The 22,341-nt window shown below is 37.3% G+C and carries 23 protein-coding genes; 14 read left to right on the top strand and 9 right to left on the bottom strand.

Annotation, left to right across the window (positions count from 1 at the left end; genetic code table 11):
• The first annotated feature begins 110 nt into the window (after nucleotides 1-110).
• Complete coding sequence (locus NSQ95_RS18285; protein WP_169358338.1) at nucleotides 111-230, top strand: YjcZ family sporulation protein; 120 nt, start codon at nucleotides 111-113, stop codon at nucleotides 228-230.
• Between the two features lie 172 nt (nucleotides 231-402).
• On the opposite strand, the gene NSQ95_RS18280 is transcribed toward NSQ95_RS18285, so the two are convergent.
• Entirely contained in the window at nucleotides 403-780 is a 378-nt protein-coding gene (locus tag NSQ95_RS18280; RefSeq protein ID WP_340881443.1) for a hypothetical protein, read from the bottom strand.
• Between the two features lie 227 nt (nucleotides 781-1,007).
• Nucleotides 1,008-1,724: a metal-binding protein ZinT gene (locus NSQ95_RS18275; RefSeq protein ID WP_251556987.1), complete on the bottom strand. Its 717-nt coding sequence runs from the start codon at nucleotides 1,722-1,724 to the stop codon at nucleotides 1,008-1,010.
• Nucleotides 1,725-2,260: 536 nt separating this feature from the next.
• Between NSQ95_RS18275 and NSQ95_RS18270 the strand changes: the two genes are divergently transcribed.
• From NSQ95_RS18270 to NSQ95_RS18250, 5 genes are all read left to right on the top strand, one after another.
• Nucleotides 2,261-3,451: an ABC transporter permease gene (locus tag NSQ95_RS18270; protein WP_340881446.1), complete on the top strand. Its 1,191-nt coding sequence runs from the start codon at nucleotides 2,261-2,263 to the stop codon at nucleotides 3,449-3,451.
• Nucleotides 3,452-3,496: 45 nt separating this feature from the next.
• Complete coding sequence (locus tag NSQ95_RS18265) at nucleotides 3,497-4,036, top strand: PadR family transcriptional regulator (protein WP_340881448.1); 540 nt, start codon at nucleotides 3,497-3,499, stop codon at nucleotides 4,034-4,036.
• Between the two features lie 219 nt (nucleotides 4,037-4,255).
• Nucleotides 4,256-4,726, top strand: coding sequence for a YjdJ family protein (locus NSQ95_RS18260; RefSeq protein WP_340881450.1), 471 nt, complete (start codon nucleotides 4,256-4,258; stop codon nucleotides 4,724-4,726).
• A 221-nt stretch (nucleotides 4,727-4,947) separates the two neighbouring features.
• Nucleotides 4,948-5,895, top strand: a complete 948-nt coding sequence (locus NSQ95_RS18255; protein WP_340881452.1) for a cation diffusion facilitator family transporter — start codon at nucleotides 4,948-4,950, stop codon at nucleotides 5,893-5,895.
• Between the two features lie 17 nt (nucleotides 5,896-5,912).
• Nucleotides 5,913-6,218, top strand: coding sequence for a metalloregulator ArsR/SmtB family transcription factor (locus tag NSQ95_RS18250; protein ID WP_251556978.1), 306 nt, complete (start codon nucleotides 5,913-5,915; stop codon nucleotides 6,216-6,218).
• A gap of 118 nt (nucleotides 6,219-6,336) precedes the next feature.
• Here the strand turns inward: NSQ95_RS18250 and NSQ95_RS18245 are convergent, their stop codons facing one another.
• From NSQ95_RS18245 to NSQ95_RS18235, 3 genes are all read right to left on the bottom strand, one after another.
• Entirely contained in the window at nucleotides 6,337-7,740 is a 1,404-nt protein-coding gene (locus NSQ95_RS18245) for a DHA2 family efflux MFS transporter permease subunit (RefSeq protein ID WP_251556977.1), read from the bottom strand.
• Between the two features lie 516 nt (nucleotides 7,741-8,256).
• Nucleotides 8,257-9,264: a hypothetical protein gene (locus tag NSQ95_RS18240; RefSeq protein WP_342560036.1), complete on the bottom strand. Its 1,008-nt coding sequence runs from the start codon at nucleotides 9,262-9,264 to the stop codon at nucleotides 8,257-8,259.
• The gene (locus NSQ95_RS18235) at nucleotides 9,251-9,598 is read right to left on the bottom strand and encodes a PadR family transcriptional regulator (protein WP_251556975.1); all 348 of its coding nucleotides are present in this window, start codon (nucleotides 9,596-9,598) and stop codon (nucleotides 9,251-9,253) included. Before NSQ95_RS18235 ends, NSQ95_RS18240 begins: the two co-directional genes overlap by 14 nt.
• 262 nt (nucleotides 9,599-9,860) lie before the next feature.
• Between NSQ95_RS18235 and NSQ95_RS18230 the strand changes: the two genes are divergently transcribed.
• From NSQ95_RS18230 to NSQ95_RS18220, 3 genes are all read left to right on the top strand, one after another.
• Nucleotides 9,861-10,622: a glucose 1-dehydrogenase gene (locus NSQ95_RS18230; RefSeq protein ID WP_340881456.1), complete on the top strand. Its 762-nt coding sequence runs from the start codon at nucleotides 9,861-9,863 to the stop codon at nucleotides 10,620-10,622.
• Nucleotides 10,623-10,974: 352 nt separating this feature from the next.
• Nucleotides 10,975-11,784 carry an undecaprenyl-diphosphate phosphatase gene (locus NSQ95_RS18225; protein ID WP_340881458.1) on the top strand — a complete coding sequence of 270 codons (810 nt, stop codon included), beginning with the start codon at nucleotides 10,975-10,977 and terminating at the stop codon, nucleotides 11,782-11,784.
• Between the two features lie 161 nt (nucleotides 11,785-11,945).
• On the top strand, nucleotides 11,946-12,332 hold the full coding sequence (locus tag NSQ95_RS18220) for an Hsp20/alpha crystallin family protein (protein ID WP_340881459.1): 387 nt from the start codon (nucleotides 11,946-11,948) through the stop codon (nucleotides 12,330-12,332).
• Nucleotides 12,333-12,378: 46 nt separating this feature from the next.
• On the opposite strand, the gene NSQ95_RS18215 is transcribed toward NSQ95_RS18220, so the two are convergent.
• A complete protein-coding gene (locus tag NSQ95_RS18215) occupies nucleotides 12,379-13,434 on the bottom strand; it encodes an LLM class flavin-dependent oxidoreductase (protein ID WP_340881461.1) in 1,056 nt (351 codons plus the stop codon).
• 443 nt (nucleotides 13,435-13,877) lie between these two features.
• Between NSQ95_RS18215 and NSQ95_RS18210 the strand changes: the two genes are divergently transcribed.
• The gene (locus NSQ95_RS18210) at nucleotides 13,878-15,074 is read left to right on the top strand and encodes a hypothetical protein (RefSeq protein WP_342560035.1); all 1,197 of its coding nucleotides are present in this window, start codon (nucleotides 13,878-13,880) and stop codon (nucleotides 15,072-15,074) included.
• 93 nt (nucleotides 15,075-15,167) lie between these two features.
• On the opposite strand, the gene NSQ95_RS18205 is transcribed toward NSQ95_RS18210, so the two are convergent.
• A complete protein-coding gene (locus NSQ95_RS18205; protein WP_342560034.1) occupies nucleotides 15,168-15,896 on the bottom strand; it encodes a DsbA family oxidoreductase in 729 nt (242 codons plus the stop codon).
• A 79-nt stretch (nucleotides 15,897-15,975) separates the two neighbouring features.
• Nucleotides 15,976-17,076 (bottom strand): glycosyltransferase family 4 protein, encoded by a 1,101-nt coding sequence (locus NSQ95_RS18200; RefSeq protein ID WP_342560033.1) that lies wholly within the window; start codon nucleotides 17,074-17,076, stop codon nucleotides 15,976-15,978.
• Between the two features lie 116 nt (nucleotides 17,077-17,192).
• On the opposite strand from NSQ95_RS18200, the gene NSQ95_RS18195 reads away from it, so the two are divergent.
• On the top strand, nucleotides 17,193-18,014 hold the full coding sequence (locus NSQ95_RS18195) for a phosphotransferase (RefSeq protein WP_342560032.1): 822 nt from the start codon (nucleotides 17,193-17,195) through the stop codon (nucleotides 18,012-18,014).
• A gap of 90 nt (nucleotides 18,015-18,104) precedes the next feature.
• Entirely contained in the window at nucleotides 18,105-19,712 is a 1,608-nt protein-coding gene (locus tag NSQ95_RS18190) for a thiamine pyrophosphate-binding protein (RefSeq protein WP_342560031.1), read from the top strand.
• A gap of 85 nt (nucleotides 19,713-19,797) precedes the next feature.
• On the opposite strand, the gene NSQ95_RS18185 is transcribed toward NSQ95_RS18190, so the two are convergent.
• Nucleotides 19,798-19,950 (bottom strand): hypothetical protein, encoded by a 153-nt coding sequence (locus NSQ95_RS18185; RefSeq protein WP_342560030.1) that lies wholly within the window; start codon nucleotides 19,948-19,950, stop codon nucleotides 19,798-19,800.
• A gap of 157 nt (nucleotides 19,951-20,107) precedes the next feature.
• Between NSQ95_RS18185 and NSQ95_RS18180 the strand changes: the two genes are divergently transcribed.
• On the top strand, nucleotides 20,108-20,452 hold the full coding sequence (locus NSQ95_RS18180) for a zinc ribbon domain-containing protein YjdM (RefSeq protein WP_169358359.1): 345 nt from the start codon (nucleotides 20,108-20,110) through the stop codon (nucleotides 20,450-20,452).
• Between the two features lie 196 nt (nucleotides 20,453-20,648).
• Nucleotides 20,649-22,340 carry an alpha-glucosidase gene (locus NSQ95_RS18175; RefSeq protein WP_342560029.1) on the top strand — a complete coding sequence of 564 codons (1,692 nt, stop codon included), beginning with the start codon at nucleotides 20,649-20,651 and terminating at the stop codon, nucleotides 22,338-22,340.
• Nucleotide 22,341: the final 1 nt, after the last annotated feature.

The raw sequence follows: 22,341 nt of genomic DNA, 5'->3' as shown, positions 1-22,341 counted from the left end.
GATTCTCTCTTTTCTCCAATAATTATTTATTGATTATGTAATAAATTACCTTATCCATAATTTTTTTCTTACATAATCTATAAGTATCAGGAGGAGAGGGGGAATAGTAAATGTCTGGATATGAAAATCAAGGCGGAGGATCGGGTTACGGCAATAGCGGATCAGGTTTCGTACTGCTTGTAGTGTTATTTATCCTACTTATTATTGTGGGAGCATCATTCATTTATTAGGTAGAAAGCTACTAATAATGTTTTAAAAAAATATATCCCATTTTTAACTTTCTTCTAAAAAAATCGACTTTCTCTTAATTGAGTTAGTTGTTTTTTTTAGATGACAATCAAATACAAGACAATAATTACAAAAAGCCGATGTCCTTAAATAGTGAGGAACATCGGCTTTTAACTACCTAAACAAGCCTATAGCAGATCCTAATTGTCTCATCATGTTATAACCATTTTGTAAGGTAGTGGCGTGACCCGCAAGTGTGTTGATATGATTGGGCAGTCTTCCTAAAAAGCCTGGGGAAGTATTATTGGAAGAAGGCTGGTTCCATCTATTATCAAAAGGTTGCCCAAATGGTTGTCCCTGATTAGGGGGACCAAACTGTTGCCCCTGATTAGGTGGTCCAAATGGTTGCCCAAATGGTTGTCCTTGGTAAGGAGGCCCAAAAGGTTGCCCTTGGTAAGGAGGACCGAACTGTTGCCCTTGATAAGGAGGGCCAAACCCTTGTCTATAACCTGGAGGAAAGGATCTTCTTGGTACTGGTGAAAAAAGTGGCATGTACTCACCTCCTTACAGAGTAAACCTATTTATAATATATGGAAAAGTGCCTTCTAGACTTAGACTTTTAATGGAATTCTTATAAGAATAATAAATTGATATAATTCGTTGCCACTTAAACTTAACGTGATAAGGGGACTAATTCTCTCTTTCAACGTTTGAGAAAATTTTCTTAAATAGCGGTTAATAATGTAACAACAAATAGTGAAGATGTAGATGATTGTAGGTTAATGCGATATCATGTCATGGCTTATATCATGCCCGCTCATTCCTGATGGGAAGAAGGTTGGCCAGTTATTTACTTCCTGAAGTAAAGTCTGTCGGTCGTTCCCCCAATAGAGGTGATAGTGGTCAGACTCCTTCGGAGATATAATATGATCACTGAACTGAACGTATTGTGGAAGACCTTGTGTTTCTTCCTTAAGCTTAAATATGTATCTTACTCCTTTATTTCCTGCCTCATAGGTCAAAATCTCATAGCCATCATATATATACTGGCCTTTCACCTCTTTTTCCCCCCTGTAAAAGGTGATCGTGTCCTCCTTAATCACAATACGATCAACATCTGTTTGATATCCAACTCGGTAGTATTCCTTATAGTCTTCAGCAGACTTCTTGCCTTCATGCTCTGCCTTATGTGCAAATACTTCATCAAGTGAGCCATCCTCGAGGTATGGATAGACGGATTGCCAGTCACCATCCCAATCCGAAAGAGCACGATGCTGTACTTGACTATCTTTAAAATAACCGGCGTAAATCTTATCTTTTTTTTCGACATGAGAGTGATTATGCCCATGTTCACTTTTTTCAACACGCTTGTCTGTTGCTTCCTGGGACGTCTCGTTCTCAAGGTTCTTTTCTTCGGAGAGATCAGTAGCCTGACATCCAACTAATAAGGTGCTGATAGCTAAAAAGCTTAACCCATTTCCTAACGATATCTTCATAAATAACACTCCTTTTATAAATAGTAATGGTTACGATTTAGAATTATACGTTTAGTTTTAAGGCACGTCAAGAAATAATTGGTTAGTTTTTAAAAATTCTAAACTCCATTAAGATGAAGAAATAGATAGCTTCCCAACGTGGACTATTTATTTTGTCACTCACATCGCTCTCTGTCCGTGGTGCATCAATTGAAAATAGATCACAATTCCAAGCTTTAAGTAACTCAAATTTAGAGGTTTGTTTGTGGAAACGAAAGAGCTTAGCATGAACATATGTTCACTGCTAAGCTCTTTTTTATAAGTCCATATTTAGCTCGACCATAGTAAGTAGGAACACTTAAAAACACTTAGAGAATTTGTTCAAACAAAATTAACTCTTAGTTTGGACATATTTAGCGTATGAAATACGAAAAGAACCCTTTTTCTTTTGCCAATTTACTTTTAAAAGATTATACTTACAAAGTGATTTATTTAAAGTACTCAAATTAAAGTAGTTTATTTAAAGTGATTAGATAATGAAAGAAGGAAAAAGGTAAATGAAGTTTACACAATTTTTGAAAACAAAGGGAGCTATTGCTTCCATTTTTATGGGGATATTTTATGCAGTTGCTATGCTGGGGATTTTTCTTCCAGGGTATACAGCGATCCCAGGTAATATCGATCAACTTCCAATAGCCCTAGTCAATGAGGATGCCGGTGAATATGGCTCGGTGATTGCCGACCAGTTAAAAGAAAGTTTACCATTTGAAGAGATTAAAACAGATTTGTCCAATAAGAATGCGTTAGAACAGCTAGAGGAAAATGAAGTAACTCTAGTAATTCACATTCCTGAAAATTTCTCGGCAAACATGCAAAACGGAAAAGTATCATCCAGTATTGACTTCACTGTTAACGAAGCGGGTGCAACAGTTGTTTCTTCCTCCATGACGTCTATTGTCACGGAGATAAACAATCAGTTAAGCGCTCAGTTTTCTCAGCAGACCGCACAGGGAGTGTTAATGAACTTTAATGTTCCTGAAGACCAAGCTGCTGCAATGGCAGAAACGATTGAAACATCTTATGTTGGAAACGTAGTAACGATCAATGATATCCCGGATGGTATGCATAACAACATGCTTCCGATGTTCTTAACAATGGCAGGTTATGTAGGGGCAATGATTGCAGCAATGCAATTAGTAGCTTCCTTCAAGGAGAGCCTTGGAAAAGCGAGCAAAACTCGTTTATTCGTTTACGTGCAATTGACTGCATTAATGATTGCCGTGCTTGCGGCTCTTGCAGCAATGGGGATTACCTATCTAGTAAATGAACCAAGTGGAGATTTATTTTTAGGTCTTTTTGGTCAGCAAGTTTTAAACTATATGGTAGCATTTAACTTTACGGCAATGTTTATATTCCTTGTGGGGGAGGGCGGTATGATTCTGAACATACCAGTCCTACTAGTACAGACCATTGCAAATGGAGCAACCATTACAAGAGACATGATGTATGGACCGTACGAGTGGGTAAGTTATATTTCCCCAATGTATTATTCTGTACAAGCATACTTTGCTAATATGTATGGAGGTATTAGCCCAGCACCTTATGTATGGGGCATGGTTGCGGTCGGTTTAGGAGCAATGCTAATAAATATGCTGCTTGCAGCCTTCGTCCATAAACCCGTTCCAATGGAAAGAGCTTCAATAAGCGAAACAAAGGAAGTTGTGAATAATACTGAAATTACTGCATGATTTTGCTACAATGAATATAATTCTTGCCAAAGGGGCTGTACTATAATGGCAATTCAAATATATATATTGGGCAAATTAATGCAGGATAATAACTATCCATATAAGTTAAAAAAAGAGCTTTCAGAGCCAATTCCCTTAGATCAATTAGGGGGAGTGACAGAAAGTAAGCTATATTATCATTTTGAATCTTTGGTAAAACAAGGACTGATTGAACCGGTAGAAATTATTAAGGAAGAGCACCGACCCGATAAACAAGTATTTGCGATTACTGAGAAAGGTAAAGCTGCTTTACCACAAAAAATTTATCATATATTTGAGAATACAGATACAATTAGCGGGATGGTCATCGCTCTAGCAAATATAGAATATGTTGATCGCGAAAAAGTAATTGAGATACTTGAAAAGAAAATAATGCTTCTCAAGGAACGATGGGATAACATAAAAAACTTAGAAAACCAAGTACAGTTAACAGAGGAGAAAGAGCATTTAGTCAATTATCTTGGAGAATATTTTTCAGATAAGACCGATCATACCTCGCATTGGCTTGAGGAGTTAATTAGACGTATTAAAAGAAATGAAATATAAGAGGGTCATTCAGCTAATTCCATAGCTGAATGACCCTCTTTCTATTGATTCATGATATATCTAGATTGGATTGGCTTTGTTTATGATAAATTTAGTTTTAGCGATTTATATCGGAGTAACATAACTAAAAAGAAGAAATAAACAGTAGATTAGACGGGTAAAACTGGTCACATAAAGATAAAAAATGGTAATGTATCTATAATAGGAGGTGAGAAGTATTTGAAACTTTTTATACAAGCTGGCATAGCTTTGGGAGTATTAGTATTTTCTACAATTGCGTCTTGGTATGAGGGAAGTACATTAACGCAAGATATATGGGAGTGGAAGCATACAGCTGTTTTTTCAAATTGGTTTAATGGGTCAGTAAACCAAACGAATGACATTTTGACAATAGATTATTTTATATATGCTGCTAAATTCGTACCTGCCTATCCTCTAGCTATGCTATTAAGTGGAACGTATTTAATTATACTGATCGGCTACATATTATTTAGACGTAAAACAAAGCTATTTTCTTATTTTCTAACTGGTATTGGAATTGTATTCTTAGTTCTTTGTAGTTTAGTATCGGGTTCCCCAACGATAGGTCTAACCATGTTTTTTTATAGTACTCTTTTAATAGGAATTTTAGCGATTGGTGTAGCAATTATCTTACTTGCTACAAACAAAAATAAGGGGATAACAACTTAAAGTAGAGGAATTCCCTGTTCCATAAGTAGTAAATATTATAAGCAGCTAAACCAGGAGCCGATACTTACTAGTGTGGGCTTTTTTTCATACATAAAATTTAATATGCCTTTAGTGAATCAATCCCGTTTACAAAATAATAAAGAGGATATATTATGTATATATGAATATATAATCATATATAAGTTTTAGGTTTACTTTAAATGGGGGGGCAGGGAGTTATTATGTCGGATCATCATAATCACACACACGGTGCCAATAAAAAAGTATTGCTCGTTTCTTTTTTTATCATTTTTACCTATATGATTGTAGAGGCAATAGGGGGCTATTTGACCAATAGTTTGGCGCTTCTTTCAGATGCTGGCCATATGTTAAGCGATGCTGTATCTTTGGCCATTGCATTATTGGCCCTTAGCCTTGGAGAAAAAGCTGCAAATAATAACAAAACATATGGATATAAGCGCTTTGAAATATTAGCGGCTGTGCTCAATGGCCTAACGCTTATGGGGATTGCATTCTTTATCTTTTATGAGGCATTTATGCGATTTGCTAATCCACCAGAGGTTGCTACAACTGGAATGCTAATCATTAGTTTTATTGGGTTAGCGGTTAACATTTTTGTAGCTTGGTTCATGATGCGAGGTAGTGACACAGAAGACAACCTGAATATGCGAGGAGCTTACTTGCATGTTATTAGCGATATGCTAGGCTCAGTCGGAGCAATCATTGCTGCATTACTCATTATGTTCTTTGGCTGGGGCTGGGCAGATCCATTGGCTAGTGTGATTGTCGCTGCGCTTGTATTAAGAAGTGGATACTTTGTAACAAAGGCATCTCTTCATGTTCTAATGGAAGGTACCCCACAAAATGTAGACATAAATAACATTGTACAAACAATCGAACAAAACCCTGAAATCCATAGTGTACATGATTTACACATATGGTCTATAACTAGTGGCTTGAATGCACTTTCCTGTCATGTAGTTGTAGATAAGGAAATGACTATTGGTGAGGGTGAAAAACTACTGCAAAAAGTAGAACACGATTTAGCTCATCAAAGTATACAGCATGTGACTATTCAACTTGAAACAGAATCACATAAGCACGAATCATCCATTTTATGTACAACGAAGGCTGAAGACACAGGAGCACATCATCACCACCATCACTAAAATAAGGAGGGTTCAAAGTGGAGGAAAAGTTACAGCATGATTTAGATGAAGAAACACTTTTCGTTGTATCCCAGACGTTCAAAGCACTAAGTGATCCTACTCGTATACGAATATTAAATTATTTATGCTGTGAAGAGCACTCTGTCAATGAAATAGCTGAATCATTAAATTTAGGGCAAACAACGGTTTCTCATCAGCTTCGCTTTTTAAAGAACTTGCGCTTAGTAAAGTTTCGCCGTGAAGGAACTACCATGTACTATTCAAGCGATGATGATCACGTGATGAACTTATTGCATCAGGCTGTGAGCCATGCCAAGCATTAACTTAATCTTTTGGCTAGGCTTCTACTTGCATTCCAAAGTTGCTTGTAACCAAAAAGAAAGCTCCGATATTTACTTTACGTAAATCTTCGGAGCTTTTTATTTGTAGAGAGGGCTTGTATTATTCTTTAAGTCTTACTTCTCCTGGCTTTTTCATAAATAGAGATAGCACAAGATTTACGATTGCCAATATTAAACCTAGGGTAAATACGAATGATGAGCCAGAAGCAGTTGCCTCTGCTAAATTATCATTAACCGTTGTTAAATAGCTACTTTGTTTTGCAGACAACACTGAAACCATGATGGCAATACCCATTGCCCCAGCTACTTGTTGAACTGTTTGAGTTAATGCTATTCCATCTGGATAGTATTCTCTAGGCAATGAATTTAGTGTATTTGTTTGCGTAGAAGCAAGTACCATACCGATACCAAGCATCATGATAATATGTGTAACAACTAATAACCATGTAGCTGTGTCGGTACCAAATGAAGCATAAAGGATATACCCAATAACAACAAAGATAGTACCTGGAGTTATTACAGCTTTTGGACCAAACTTATCAAACATCCGTCCGATGGTAGGTGCTAAAATACAATTCAACAAGCTTCCTGGTAGTAATACCAGGCCAGTAGTAAAGGCAAGCATTAATAATGCCATTTGCATGTACATAGGTAAAACAACAAGCAATGATAGCATATTAAAGAATGTGATAAAGCTCATTACAACTCCCAAGACGAATAAAGGATATTTAAAGGCCTTCAAATTCAGCATTGGATTCTCCATTTTCGTTTGACGAAGAGAGAACAGAATTAATGCAATCACACCAACAATAATGGATGTTATAACGATTGTACTCGTCCAGCCATGTTCTCCGGCAACACTTACTCCGTATACAATGCCCCCAAAGCCAAGCGTTGAAAGAATAACAGATAAAATGTCTATAGAAACTTTTCGAATTTCGTTAACATTAGGCAAGAACACTAAGCCGATGATAGCAGAGAGTAGTAAGAACGGAATGGTTACCCAAAAGATCCATTCCCATGATAGTGTATCTAAAATTAGTCCAGCAATCGTTGGACCTAATGCTGGTCCTGCTAACATAACTAGTCCCATTACTCCCATTGCAGCACCACGTTTGTTAGGAGGGAAAATAGTAAAGATGACATTTTGCGTTAATGGCAAATTGATCGCTAATCCTGCTGCTTGAATAATACGTCCAACTAGCAAAAGGCTAAAAGTCGGTGAAACTGCAGCTAAAATAGTTCCGATAATGGATAAAGAAATAGAAGTAAGGAACATTTGACGTGTTGTAAATTTTTGCATCAGAATTCCCGTTACAGGTACTAAAATACCTAAAGTTAAAAAGTAACCCGTGGCTAACCATTGAATGGTTGTAGGTTTAACATCAAATATTAAACTTAAGTCTCCTAAAGCAATATTCAATGCGGTTTCACTAAAAAGTCCGACAAATCCTGCTACTAAAAGAGCAGCCATTATCGGTCCTGTCTTGAACTGTTTATTCATTTATATTTGAAACTCCCTCTATAAAATAGATATTCCCCTAGACTTTGTCTTAAGGGGAATACTTCTTTGTTTTGTAAACGTGAGTAAACATCTACTGACGTCCCGATATGGCAGATATTATTCTAGGGCTTCTTGAGCTCTAAAAATAACATATCCAAGTATTTATATACTTCATTATTATTTAGAAATAATTTATAAGTTGTACTATGAGTACACTTAAGTAAAAAATAGCAATCACTATATGTCGACTATAAGCGATTTGTGTATTTTTATAATTTCTTTGTTTTGACCGGTCTAGTTGTTACTATAACAAAATAATTTCTTGTGATGTAAGTGTTTTTTTCGTAGGGAAATTTATGTAGTTCACATTTTAGACATATTTAAGGTTGAATATTGAGATTTTATTGGTAGGTATTAAGAGGGGGATTAGTTTTATTTAGGAGGAAGTATAAGTATTTGTTGTGGATATAGTTAACCCTCCAAGCATTATTTGCTTGGAGGGTTGAGTATATATTATTAAATTTTAGCCTTTTTATAGCTGTCTGCTAGCTCCATAACTGTAGAAATGACTACAGATACCACAATGATAATCCATATTATTTCAATCACAGATAGCAAGGAGGGGATGTTCATTTCTAAAACGTTTGCCATATAAGGAATCGTAGCCTCGTTATATAAATTAGCATGACTTGTTATGATGATAAAAGTAATAATACTCATCGTATGGATGATTCCATTTACAATTGCAACATTCTTTGTCCATTGACCAACATACCACTTGTAAAGAGCCAACCCAATCTCAAGTACAATAAATGCTACTACTAAAGGCCAATATGATAGTAACACCTGTTGGTCAAAAATGGGCATTACTAGCTGTAAGCCCGTATCTTCAGCTGACCGGTATATTCCAGCAAGGTGATCAGCGTTCCAATAAATTACAGCCCATATTACAGTCCACAAGATACTAAAAACTATTTCTCCGGTTGTTATCATTTTTTTTGCAGGGACGATTCGGACATCCTTTAAATCCTCTGGTGTCCAAGGAGTGCCTCTTTTCGTTAAGGGTAGATCATTTTTGGATAGACCAACTCGTTCTACAATGACAAATACTATAGTGACCCAGATAAATACTTGTGAAATAAGGTATATGACATTAACGATAGTGTCTGTAAAGATATTAATAATTACCGATAATACCGCTTCTTCTCCATTGAAAAGCCCAATACTTGCAACAACATTTAGGATGACACATATAAGGATTGCCCAAGGGAAAATCATCTTTAGTGTTTCTATATAAGCGTCATAAACCCTTGGACCGATTAAATACATCGGCTTATCACGATAGCTTGCTGCTAAAATAGCTGGATCGTCCATTTTAGCTAGCGCCTCTTTTACTTCTTTTTCTGTATAGCCCTCTGGGAGCATATCTTCAATCGAAAATTTTAGCTCCATTGCAATATCATCTCGCGATTTTTTTGGAAGTCTTCTTGTTACTTCATACACATAAGCATCAATCAAATTCATTTAAATCATCTCCCTCTAAAAGTGACCTCAATTCTAAAGTCATTTTCTCCCACTCTCCTTTTAATAGTTCAAAAACCTCTATGCCATAATCACTTAGTACATAATACTTTCTTGGTCTACTTTCTGTTGTATCCCAGCTACTTGTTAATAAATCTTGTTTCTCTAAACGACGTAGTAAGGGATATAGTGTACTTTGTTCAATAGAAACCCCAGCACTTTCTAATCCTTGAACTAACGAATAACCGTACTGTGGCTTTCGTAATTGACTTAAAACTGCTAAAGGAAGCGTTCCTCTTCTAAGTTCAGTCATGTATGAATCCAACAAATTAACCAATTATTCTCACCTCTTTTTCTATACTGTATATCATACACTATTAGGTGACGAATTATAACGTATATAATACTTTATTAGAAAAAAATTATTTTATGTAGGCTTTACTTAAAAAAATTACATAAACGAATATAAAATTCGTTATTATCTCTTTAATATTGTTGTTTTTCCATGTTGTAGCTAGCGATAGACTTATTTTTTGTATAGTTGAATCTTTTTGTACTAAGATAACAATGAATCTAATACTTTTAAGAGGAGCTTGAAAATGAACCGTTTAGAAAACAAAACTGCTATAATCACCGGAAGTGGAGCTGGAATTGGTAAGGAAATTGCAATTGCATATGCAAAAGAAGGCGCTAGTGTAGTAATCGCTGACTTTAACGAGGAAGCTCTGCAATCTACCGTAAAAGAATTAACAGAATCAGGATTTTCTGCTTTTGGTGTTAAAGTGAATGTTGCAAACGAGAATGATGTGAAAAAAATGGTTTCCTCCACAATTGAGCATTTTGGTCGCATTGATATTTTAGTGAACAATGCAGGTGTAGGTGATAATATGCAAGCAGCCGCTAATGTCGAGGATGATATATGGAACCGTGTTATGAATATTAATGTAACAGGTGTTATGCGCTGTATACGTCAAGTGCTCCCTCATTTTGAAAAGAACGGAAGTGGCACAATTATCAACATGGCATCATTATCAGGTGTAATGGGTGGTCGTGGTGGACTTACTTATACTGCAGCTAAGCATGCTGTTGTTGGTATGACTAAAAATGTTGCTTCGCATTATGGACCACTTGGTATTCGTTCCAATGCCATTGCACCTGGGCACGTAGAAACAGGATTCGCAGCAGCTATGGATAATGTTGATCCATTCGGTATGAAGCAAGCCACACGAGGTGTTGGAATGATGACAAGAGCAGGTCAAGTATCAGACATCTCAAATATTGCCCTATTCCTAGCCTCTGAAGAATCTTCACTTATCAATGGTATTGTAGTAACAGCTGATGGTGGTTGGAGTGCTTACTAACTATCATTAACTATTTTCTATTAAGTAAGAGCATCAAAGTAAGAGCATCGAAAAATACCTCCAGGGATGAAACTCTCGAGGTATTTTTGCTTTTTAATGTGTTATTCGATTAGAAGCGTACAATACGTCTAAAAATCTCACCGCTACTAAATAGATGTTGAAGTAATTAGCAAAGAGAGAAGGCAGTTTCAAAATTTCATATTTATCTTGGCTTTAACTCTTTAGGTATTAACTTATAGATATAGAATCTCTATTACTGTTCTAATAATATCGTGCATATAATGCTTAACAATGGAAACATTCTTTAGGATAAAACGTCTGTTTACATTATAAATGTTCTATAGGGGGAAAAATGGAAGACTTAATATTTACTTTAAAAATGATTATTATTGGACTTGTTCAAGGCTTTACAGAGCCAATTCCGGTTTCATCGAGTGGGCATGTCATGATTGTTAGTGAGCTACTAGGAGTAGGAGAACAAGGCTTCACCTTTGCGATACTAACAAACACAGCCTCTTTGCTGGCTATCTTGCTCATTTATAGACAGGATATTGTTAGACTAGCAACAAATTCTATTTCCTATGTGCAGAAGAAAGACACGCGTTACAAAAGTGATTTTCGATTTGTGCTTTTTATAATTATTGGGACGATTCCAGCGGGCATATTAGGGGTCCTGTTGAGTGATTGGATAGCTGAAAGCATCAGTCTGACAGTAATTGCAATAATGCTTTTCATCACAGGGTTAGCCTTATGGACCATTCGAAATATGAAGGGGACAAAAGGAGAAAAAGACCTGACTGCCAAGGATGCTTGGATTGTTGGTTTAGGCCAAGCAGTTGCTTTAACACCTGGTATCAGTAGATCAGGAGCTACCATTATTTCCTCGATAGCAGTAGGGATGAAACAGGAGACAGCACTAAGGTTCTCCTTTATGCTTTATATCCCGATAAGTTTAGGAGGGGTTGTATTAGGCTTATCCGATTTTATCGATGAACCAAACAAGGCTGAATTAGCCATTCCTTACTTGGCGGCGTTTGTAAGTACTTTTATCATGTCCTATTTTGCTATGAGATGGTTTATGGGAATCATGAAGAATGGGAAATTGCATTATTTTACTTATTATTGCTTTATCGTCGGTACTCTATTGTTAATATTCTTTTAAAGGCATAACCAGGAAGAGGGGTCTTACCCCTCTTTCTTTTTTTGTGAATTAAACAGGGAGCCTAGATGAAAGCAGTTGAATTACATATATAAAGGTTAGACGATGCAAGGTGATGTACAAAATATTTGTATCACCTTCAAATAAAATGAGGAGGCAAGTTAATGTCATTACTGCCGTCTGATCCATTTAATCAGCTAACCACTAATATATTTAAAGAAATTGAACGCTTTTTTGGAGAGCTTCCCCTTTTTAAGGTGATGCAACTCGGAAGCTTGCATACGGATATGCAGGAAACGGAAAATGAAATCGTTGCATTGTGCAATATTCCTGGCTTGGACAAAAATAGTGATATCGAAATTGAAGTGGTAAACAACATGCTAATGATAAATGGCATGATTAACCACTCCGAAGAAGCAAACAATAGAAATTCACATTACGTAAGTCGATTTCACCGTTCTATATCACTTCCGAGCTTGGTTTCTAAGGAAGACATCACTGTAAACTATAAGAATAACCAGCTTGAAGTTAGATTACCTAAACTTAAATAGATGAAAAAAGGAGATCGCCTAGTTTGGGATCTCCTTTTAATGTATATTATTTTTTTGTGTATTTCTTAATAGCGGGAAGAATTTCATTGCCTATTAGTTCGAGATTTTTTACTAAATTCTCAAAAGGTACCCCACCAAAGTCCATTTGTGCAATATACCGTTGATGGCCAAAAACCTCATGCTGATAGAGGATTTTTTCAATAATTTGTTGAGGACTTCCGATATTCATCACATCATGGCGATCGGCACCTTGCATAAATTGATGCTTAGGATAACCATGCCCGTTGATTAGCTGGAGACCTTGGTTTAGATAAGGGTAAATTTCTTGTTGTGCTAGCTGGGTTGTTTCTGCAGCATAGAAAAATCCTGCAGTTGCAACAGGAAGCGCTTCAGGATTAAAACCATTTTCTTTTGCTGCATTTCGATAAGCATCTATGGAAACTTTAAAGCTAGTAGCAGGACCTCCTAATGTTGCTATAAACATTGGAACGCCTGCATGTCCTGCTTTGATCGCGCTTTCTGGACGTCCACCAACAGCTCGCCAAATTGGTAAAGAACCGTTTTGCGGGCGAGGGATAACCTGTGCATCCTTTAATGGAGCACGAAATTCACCGCTCCAGTTTATGATCTCTTCTTTATTAATTTGAAGGAGCAGCTCAAATTTTTCTTCAAAGAGCTCTTCATAATCTCGTACGTTATAGCCCAACAAATCGAAAAGACCAACTCGGGAAGCCCTGCCAGCAATAATTTCTGTGCGACCTTTGGAGATTAAATCAATTGTAGCAAAATCTTCATAAACCCGTACGGGGTCAGAGGTACTTATGATCGTAGAAGAGCTCGCAATTTTAAGTGTGTTCGTGGCTTGTGCTATAGCAGCCAAAACAACCGAATGAGCTTGTGTAGTAAAGTACTCCTGATGACTTTCCCCTACGCTAAAAAAATCTAGCCCTGCCTGCTCGGCTAATTTGGCTAACTCTATTATTTCGTTAAGTCGCTGAGCGGAAGAAATACGTTCACCAGTATGGGGATTAGGAATATGGTCCCCTAGTGTATAAAGGCCAAACTCTAAGCCTTTGCTTTGGTCTATTCTATAGTTTTGCAATTATCGTCACCTCTCCAAGTTTACAGTTTAAAAAAGATAAATAGTAAATTAAAGATACTAAAGAAAACTTTAAAATGGAAAGCTTTTGTCTTATCTAAAAGGTGTTCTATCTTCAAAAAGAAAAACAAACTTATAAACAGCTTCTCCCCAAAAGATAAAATGTAGCAGCTCATTATAGTAAAAATTAGACTTTCTCCACAAAGTTACACACATATCCAAAAATTTATAATATCTTTTTTGGGAGAATGTAGATAATTCCTAAAAAGTTATGCACTTATACACATAGTTATCCCTATTATTAAATACTACTGAAAGTTATCCCCATATTAAGGATTTCACCAAACGTGTGACAAATTAATGTTGTTATATCTTTTTTACTATACAACTTATGAGTTATATGGTTTCCTTATTTATTAGAAGAAACCAGTGGAGGCAAGATGAACGTGGAAAACATGGAATATATTAAGAATGAGCACTTTTTACAAAATATTTATTGCTCTTCTGTAAACGAAACAGTAGAGGCAAGTTTGTTAGACAATCAGCTATTGTACATGAACCAATTAGGTCCTATCAAACTAGAAGTCGCATTTGACCAGTATGATGATGTGGTTTCACAACTATCAGACCGTTTACAAAATGAAGTGCTTGCAAGAGAAACAGTGAAGCAAGGTGCTTTTACATATAAACAAGTTCGCTATATAGCGCATGCTGGTCTTGTAGACGGACTAATCTTAGAGGAATCAGGGCGAGTTCAGCTTCTAAATGAGTCATTAGGAATGAGTGCTGCTGTTGCTTTTGCGCAAAGTACATGGAACGGAGCCACTCGTGAGGAAGCGGTAGAAAATGCGGTATTCACTGGGTTAAATATAGTGGGAGAAGCAGTAGTAGATGAGGTACTGTCAAATGACATGCAGGATATTGAGCTAGATGATGCTTTTGAATTAGGGATTGGCGTCAGGGGGGCTATTCGAAAAAATGGAGCGAAGGTTGTAGCAAAGAAAGCTGCCGGAAAGTTTACTCATAAGGCTATGATTGGCTCACTAGCAGCTAAAAAAACTATTCTACTACTAAATGCTAACGTGGTTACCGGCGCATTAGTAACTGGTATGCTTTCTACCTTAGACATTTCCCGAGCTATAAAAGGTGAGATGTCTAAAACGCAGCTGTTTAAAAACATCACGAAAACAGCTGCAAATGTGGCAGGTAGTATAGGAGGTATGGCAATCGGTGCGGCCATAGGTGCTCTTATTCCATTGGGGAGTACAAGCACTGGGGCTCTAGTAGGCGGTATAGTTGGTTTAATCATCGGTAGTATCGTCACATCTAAAATTGCAAGTAGGATTTTAAATCGTTTTATTGAAGACGATGCAAAAGAGATGCTAGATTTATTCGAGGTACAGCTCGAGCAGCACGTATACAACCATTTGTTGAACGAAAAAGAGCTTCAAAATCTTTTGGATATATTTAAATCGAAATACAAAATCCCTAAATTATTACGACAAATGTACAAGTCTAATGATCGTGAACAGTTTGCAAGAGAGATAATTCAAAAAGAGCTTTTTAACATATACAGTAATCGCAAAATGTTAAAGCTACCGACTATAAATGAAATCTATAAGGCTTTATTAGAAATGAAATAACAAAAGGCCATTGCTGAGAGCTATTCAGTAATGGCCTTTTGTTATATATATGGATAGAGATTGATCGCGGACATATCACGATAGCCTCTATTTTTAAACCTCTTTGTTTCTCTCCGTAATTTCACAACTATCATCTGTACAAGTTGCATCTGAATCAGTTTGAATATGTTGAAGAGGAGTGGTTTGATTTTCTTCCTCCCAAACTTTCTGTAATGTTTGGACGAAGGCTTCGTGAGGCTGCGCTCCAGAAATGGCATATTTTCTGTTGAAAACAAAGAAAGGCACTCCTTGAACACCGAGCTGCTGACCTTCTTGCTGATCCATTCGGACTTCGTCTAAATAATCGGAGCTTGATAAAACTTTGCTTGCTTCCTCCCGATTTAATTCTACTTCGGTAGCTAAGTTTAAAAGAGTTTCGTGCTCACCTATGAATTGAGATTCTAAGAAGTGAGCGCTTAAAAGACGTTCTGTTAATTCGCCACCTTTTCCTGCAGACTCTGCATATTTCACTAAGCGATGCGCATCTAATGTATTTGTTTGTTTCATTTCGTCAAATTGGTATGCCAATCCTACAGTTGCTGCACTAGCAATGACCTGATTGTTCATTGCCTTTGCCTGCTCAGGAGACATATTCATCTTTTTAGCGAGCATTTCATGAACAGTTACACTTTTATCGCTTGGTAGATGAGGCTGTAGCTCAAAGCTTTTAAAGCTAACTTCTACCTTGTCTTTTTGATCAAACTCCTCTAAAGCCTGCTCTAAACGACGCTTTCCAATATAACAAAATGGACAAACAAAATCCGACCATACTTCAATTTTCATGACTGTTCCCTACCTTCCTATTGATAGAGTTAATATAGCATAATTCATATAAAGAGCGGTCCTTGTTTGCTTAGACTAGCTACTTCATTGGAGCTTCTCTCAGAAAAAGAGAAATTTGTTGGACAAGGTTTCTCCAATTTAAGGAAGCTCGTGCAATGGACTGTAGCTCATAGCAGGTGCTTGAGAGTAATTTCTCGTCGCTTGTCACTTTTTTTAATGTTTTAGCTATCCCCTCCCAATCGGAGGTGGAATGAATCTTCCCGTATCTTTGGTTGTACGTAATATCGGAGACCCCGTCCACGTCTGTGCAGATCAAATAACAACCATTCTTAGCAGCCTCTGCTAAGACATGAGCATGACATTCTACTATGGAGGTAAGGGTAAATATTTTAGCAGCTCTATATTCTTGTTCCAAGAGAATTTTATCGTAAATGGGACCTAAGGTTTTTACTTGAGAGCCGTATGGATTTCCCTCTAATAAGGTAAATAATTTGGCTTTGAATTCCTCATTCATTGGTCCAACTAAGCGAAATTCCCAATCAGGTATTCCTGCTGATAAGAAGGCTGTTACAGCTGGAAGGACTTGCTTCTCCGGGGAATCTATTCTCCCTACAGTTAGAATTACATTTTTTTTATCTTTAAATAAAACAGGCTCTGTAGGAAAAAATTCATAAAAACCGTTTGGAATTCTTTTTACTTTTAAATTCAGCATTTCGTTAATTTTATTTTGAATCGGCTCGCACTCAGAGGTAACTAAGTCACAGAGATTCAATAGTTCTTTAAAATAAGGTTCTTGTAATAACCGAGTCAACCAGTAACGATTTACATCTAGTTTCATATAAATTTTCCCAAGCGGATTATACATTTTATATGTCTTCAAAATAGATAGATAAGATGGGTAAGGACCAAATGCAACTGCAATATCAATTTCATGCGCATGCTCTATCATGTAAAGTTTCATATTTTCCTCGAAGTTCCCCTCGGAGGAAACACGTGCAAACTTTACATTTGGAAAGGTCTCATGGAGTAATGTCTGGTTAATGTGAGCAGTTACTATGGTTACCTCGTATCCTAAATATTCACCAAGTAATATTGGAACAAGACAAACATCCTTGAATAGATGGGCATCACCTAGCGTATAGGACTCAATACTGCACACAAGAGCAATTTTTTTGGACAATCTTTCAGCCCCTCTAGCTTTTATCTCTAACATATGTAAGTCAGCAGGAATGTTGAATGGTAAAGCAGAACTAAAAGGTTATATAGCGGTGTAAGAATTATAAGGGGCGATAATGGATGGACATAAATAAAATTATAAATAAATTAGGGATCACATCGTATACAAGGCTTGAAGAGGTACAGGGGGGGAAAGACTGCTTAGTATATAAAGTACGAATACAGGATGGTACTAATCTTGCCCTTCGGATCCAACATGCTGAACGATATGACCAGTTTTTATATGAAAAGAATATAATGGAACTTGCATTAGAAAGTGGTATTCCTGTACCTATTGTGTATTCAGTTATAGTGGAGGATTCCTATGCTGCTATGCTAATGGAATGGATTAAAGGAGTAACTGTACTTCAAATGCTAATGGAAAAACCAGCTGTAGCTCATCAGCTAGGAGAAGAATTTGGAAAGACACATGCAAAACTTCATCACATAACGGTACCAGAATCTTTAGAAATCAGAACTCCCAATTGGTTAACGCCAATCGGTTCAGAAAAAAAGATGATCGAAGAACTGCCATCAGCTAAAGAATGTCTTATTCACTTAGATTTTCATCCATTAAATGTTCTAACAGATGGTAGCAAGATTACGGGAGTAATAGATTGGACTAATGTAGCGGTAGGTGATCCAAGATTTGATTATGCAAGGACTCTATCTATTTTACAGATAGAGGGATACCGTCATTTTAAAGATAATCTATCTCTCATAAAGGCGTTTGAAGCAGGTTGGAGAACGGGCTATGAAAGTGTTGAAGGGGCTTATAATAATCTTCCAGCATTTTTTGTTTGGGCGGGTATCAGAATGCAACGTGATATGGGGAACTCATTAAGTATAGAGCAGGAAAAGGACATCAAAGAATGGATTAACAGCTGGGGAATCCATTTTTAAGAGTAAACCTCTTCTTGAGGTTATTTGTTTAATCCATTTGTATAAGGGAATTTAACAGGTAACATACTCTGTTTAAAGGAGAGGATTAATATGAATAAAAATGTCGCAGAGGTTATATTAGACCAGCTATCCCTTTTAGGGGTTAAGCGAATTTACGGGGTGACTGGTGATACTATTATTGGGCTTTTAGACGCAATAGCCAAGCAGGATAAAATCGAATTTATTGCTGTAAAGCATGAGTCTGTAGCAGCATTCATGGCTTCGGCGGAAGCAAAGCTGACGGGTAGACTAGCAGTATGTACTTCTACAATGGGTCCAGGTGCAGCCAATCTTTTAAATGGTCTAGGTGATGCATATTCAGACAAGGCACCTGTATTAGCGTTAACGGGTCAGGCCGAACAAAAAGAAATGGGGACAGACTTTCAGCAATATGTCGATCAGCAGGAGCTATTTAAGCCATTTGCAGCATACTCAGCAAACTTAAATAGTGAGAATGCCATTGTTGATTTGCTTCAGAAGGTAGCTGAAATTTCTCTACAGCAGAGAACAGTGACTCACATATCAGTGCCTAAAAATTTATTTGAAAAAGAGACTACTGTAAAGGCTAGACAACTCCCGAAAGTATTAGAGGGAACAGGCACCTTTGAACTAAATGATTTAGAAGAGGTAGCGGGAGTGATGAAACAGGCACGACAACCAATGATTTTAGCTGGTGCAGGAGCAAGAGGAGCAGCAGGAGATATAGCAGAGCTGGCTACGACTTGGGGAGCAGGAATTTTATTAAGTCTAGGCGGCAAAGGCATTTTTGAGGACGCTACACCTCATCTCATCCAAGGGATTGGCGAGGGAGGAAATCCCCATGCCCCAAATGTATTTAAAGATGCGGATGTAGTTCTAATAGCAGGAGCAACGTGGTGGCCGGAGGGATATGTGCCAGAAGATGCGACTATTATCCATATTGACCTTCATTTAGAGCATGCCAAGAAAAGAGTGGCAGCAGATTACGGGATTAAGGGTAAAACTGAGCAGGTTATTCCTCTTCTATTAGAAAGCATGAAGGGCAAACAGAAGAATGAAGAGTGGCTTAATCGCATAGACGCAGTAAAAGAGAAATGGGCATATCAAAACGAACAGGAAGGTCAAATACAAGGATCTCCCGTTCATCCATCACGAATAGCAAGAGGACTAGAAAATACGGTAGCAGACGATGCAATCATTGCTTTAGACACAGGAGACGTAACAGTGTGGATGAATAGGAACTTCCGTCAAACTAACCAAAAGGTTCTCTTTTCAGGATATTGGCGTTCCATGGGCTTTGGTCTTCCTGCAGCAATTGCAGCAAAGTTAGAGCAACCAGAAAAACAAGTGGTAGCCGTGGTGGGAGACGGTGGTATAGAAATGACGTTAGCTGATTTATTGACTGCTACTCGTTATGGTCTGGATATCACGGTAGTAATTTTTAATAATGGAGCTCTTCAAATGGAAAGTGATAAGATTCAAGCTGCTGGCAATGAAGAGTTAGGGACAGAACTGACTAACCCAAATTTCGTTCAAGTGGCCGAGGCATGTGGTTGGAAAGGGTTCCGTGTGGAAACAGATGGAAATTTAGAAGAAATACTGAGCAAAGCCCTCCAAACTAAAGGACCAGTATTAGTCGACGTATGGACCGAGCAAGCATTTTTCCCAGAAACAGAATAACAAAAAAAGAAGCCCGGAATAGGGCTTCTTTTTAAAAAGGGAAAATCCACGTCTGCATGTGGTCAGACGTGGATTTAGTCACCAATTAAAACATTGGGAATACGAAAGAGATTAGGAACCAAAGGATACCAAAGAATATAATTAGGTAAGCAGCATACTTGATGAAGGTTGCTCCTACCATCCCAGAATCAGTTCGTTCTTCACGATGTACTTCTACGCGTTTTTCTTCTTCAGCCATGTTCATTCCTCCTCTCACCATATTTTTGAATATATTTTAATTAGGAAGGTTATTAAATGATTACCCACAAAGAAATTTCAATAAACCTATTGGGGATAGAAATGAGTTGAAGGGCATAGAGTCCTGTATTAAAATGAGGTAAATTGGAGGTAATAAAATGACGACAGCATTGCCGAAATGCCCAAAGTGCAATTCCGAATATACATATGAAGATGGCTCTCTTTTAGTTTGTCCTGAATGTGCTCACGAATGGTCCTTAACAGAAGAAGTAGGAGATACGGCAGAAGAGTTGGTGGTGAAGGACTCTAACGGGAATATCCTTCAGGACGGAGACTCTGTTACAGTTATTAAAGATTTAAAAGTAAAAGGGAGCTCTTCCACGCTAAAAATCGGGACGAAAGTAAAGAGTATCCGCCTAGTAGATGGAGATCATAACATTGATTGTAAGATAGATGGCTTTGGGGCCATGAAGTTAAAATCTGAGTTTGTGAAAAAGAGCTAATATAGGTCTCTTCGTTTAGAATGCATCACTAGGCACTAAAGAAGCAAGTACGTCATTCATGTACTTGCTTTTTTTATATATTGCCAGTTCTTATTTTTAATCCAATTCAAATAACTTTTTGAAAAAAGATATCACTTTATGCAAGCGTTTGCATTATAATGAATATATCAAATACTTCTGATGGGGGTCGGAGAACATGAAGACAAATAAGGAGCCTTGGTGGAAACGAAGTGTAGTTTATCAAATTTATCCACGTAGCTTTATGGATTCAAACGGAGATGGAATTGGGGATATACAAGGGATTATTTCTAAATTAGATTATTTACAGAAGCTAGGTGTCAATGTTATTTGGTTGAGTCCTGTTTTCGACTCTCCGAACGATGACAATGGCTATGACATAAGAAACTACCGTACTATTTTAGATGAGTTTGGAACAATGGAAGATTTAGGTCAATTGATAGAGGAAGCAGAAGCAAGAGACTTACGTATAGTAATGGACCTTGTCGTTAACCATACCTCTGACGAGCATAAGTGGTTTGTCGAGTCCAAATCCTCAAAGGACTCTAAGTATAGAGACTATTATATTTGGAGGGAGGGGAAAGACAATTTGCCGCCGAATAACTGGGGCTCTGTTTTTTCCGGATCTGCATGGGAAAAGGATGAGGCGACAGATTCCTATTACTTACATTTGTTTTCTAAGAAGCAACCAGACTTGAATTGGGAGAACGAAATGCTCCGTAACGATATATATGAGATGATGACCTATTGGCTAGATAAGGGTATAGGCGGATTTCGAATGGACGTTATTAATTTTATTTCCAAGGTGGAGGGACTACCTGACGGAAAGGTTGGACAAGGACAGCTATATGGTGATGGAGGTCCATATTTTATGAATGGTCCTAAAATCCATACATATTTAAAAGAAATGAATGAGCGTGTTCTTCAAAACTATGATGTACTAACAGTAGGTGAAATGCCAGGAGCTTCTCCTAAGGATGCTCAGTTATATACGAATCCTGCCAATAAAGAAGTGAACATGGTATTCACCTTTGAACATATGGATTTAGACAGTGGACCTTTTGAAAAATGGGATGCAAAGCCACTGGATTTAGTTGCGTTAAAACACAATCTTGAGAAATGGCAGCATGCACTTCATGGGGTAGGATGGAATAGCTTATATTGGAACAATCATGACCAGCCTCGTGTCGTTTCTCGTTTTGGGAATGACCAAGAATATCGAGTTACTTCTGCTAAAATGCTAGCTATTTGTCTTCATATGCTACAAGGAACTCCTTATATTTATCAAGGAGAAGAACTAGGTATGACTAACGTTAGATTTGATAGTATTGAAGACTACAAGGATATCGAAACGATTAATATGTATAATAGTAAAATAGAACAAGGTATACCAGAGGGTGCTATTATGCGTGGTATTTATGCTAAGGGTAGAGACAATGCACGTACACCTATGCAGTGGACAAGCGATGGGGGATTTACAACTGGTACTCCGTGGATACAGATGAATCCAAATACTACTGAAATTAATGCCGAACAGGTGCTATCTGATTCCTCATCCATCTTTTATACGTATCAAAAGCTTATTGAGTTGAGAAAACAGCACGACATTATAACTTATGGAAGCTTTCATTTGCTATTTCCAAACGATTCAAAGCTTTTTGTATATAAGCGCCAAACCGAGAAGGAAGAATGGCTTGTCATCACGAATTTCTCAAATAGTACAGAGAAACTGCAATGGACTAGCTGTGAGGTAGAGGGTCTTAGCGGAAAAGTAATGATAGCTAATTACGACTCACCAGAAATAGAAGAACAAGGGATAAATGTACGTCCCTATGAAGCAGTAGTATTAGCTTTTGAAAGGAGATTATAAA

It is taken from the genome of Psychrobacillus sp. FSL W7-1457 (assembly GCF_038593405.1).
Classification (GTDB): Bacteria; Bacillota; Bacilli; order Bacillales_A; family Planococcaceae; genus Psychrobacillus.
Note: the sequence above shows the minus strand (reverse complement) of the source record. Positions and strands in the feature narration are given on the sequence as shown.

Bases quoted from the DNA above. Each gene is read 5' to 3' on its own strand.
- NSQ95_RS18190 (WP_342560031.1), top strand. From the start codon at position 18,105: ATGAATAAAAATGTCGCAGAGGTTATATTAGACCAGCTATCCCTTTTA.
- NSQ95_RS18175 (WP_342560029.1), top strand. From the start codon at position 20,649: ATGAAGACAAATAAGGAGCCTTGGTGGAAACGAAGTGTAGTTTATCAA.
- NSQ95_RS18205 (WP_342560034.1), bottom strand. From the start codon at position 15,896: ATGAAAATTGAAGTATGGTCGGATTTTGTTTGTCCATTTTGTTATATT.
- NSQ95_RS18225 (WP_340881458.1), top strand. From the start codon at position 10,975: ATGGAAGACTTAATATTTACTTTAAAAATGATTATTATTGGACTTGTT.
- NSQ95_RS18230 (WP_340881456.1), top strand. From the start codon at position 9,861: ATGAACCGTTTAGAAAACAAAACTGCTATAATCACCGGAAGTGGAGCT.
- NSQ95_RS18280 (WP_340881443.1), bottom strand. From the start codon at position 780: ATGCCACTTTTTTCACCAGTACCAAGAAGATCCTTTCCTCCAGGTTAT.
- NSQ95_RS18275 (WP_251556987.1), bottom strand. From the start codon at position 1,724: ATGAAGATATCGTTAGGAAATGGGTTAAGCTTTTTAGCTATCAGCACC.
- NSQ95_RS18255 (WP_340881452.1), top strand. From the start codon at position 4,948: ATGTCGGATCATCATAATCACACACACGGTGCCAATAAAAAAGTATTG.
- NSQ95_RS18245 (WP_251556977.1), bottom strand. From the start codon at position 7,740: ATGAATAAACAGTTCAAGACAGGACCGATAATGGCTGCTCTTTTAGTA.
- NSQ95_RS18265 (WP_340881448.1), top strand. From the start codon at position 3,497: ATGGCAATTCAAATATATATATTGGGCAAATTAATGCAGGATAATAAC.
- NSQ95_RS18185 (WP_342560030.1), bottom strand. From the start codon at position 19,950: ATGGCTGAAGAAGAAAAACGCGTAGAAGTACATCGTGAAGAACGAACT.
- NSQ95_RS18240 (WP_342560036.1), bottom strand. From the start codon at position 9,264: ATGAATTTGATTGATGCTTATGTGTATGAAGTAACAAGAAGACTTCCA.
- NSQ95_RS18180 (WP_169358359.1), top strand. From the start codon at position 20,108: ATGACGACAGCATTGCCGAAATGCCCAAAGTGCAATTCCGAATATACA.
- NSQ95_RS18220 (WP_340881459.1), top strand. From the start codon at position 11,946: ATGTCATTACTGCCGTCTGATCCATTTAATCAGCTAACCACTAATATA.
- NSQ95_RS18195 (WP_342560032.1), top strand. From the start codon at position 17,193: ATGGACATAAATAAAATTATAAATAAATTAGGGATCACATCGTATACA.
- NSQ95_RS18285 (WP_169358338.1), top strand. From the start codon at position 111: ATGTCTGGATATGAAAATCAAGGCGGAGGATCGGGTTACGGCAATAGC.
- NSQ95_RS18270 (WP_340881446.1), top strand. From the start codon at position 2,261: ATGAAGTTTACACAATTTTTGAAAACAAAGGGAGCTATTGCTTCCATT.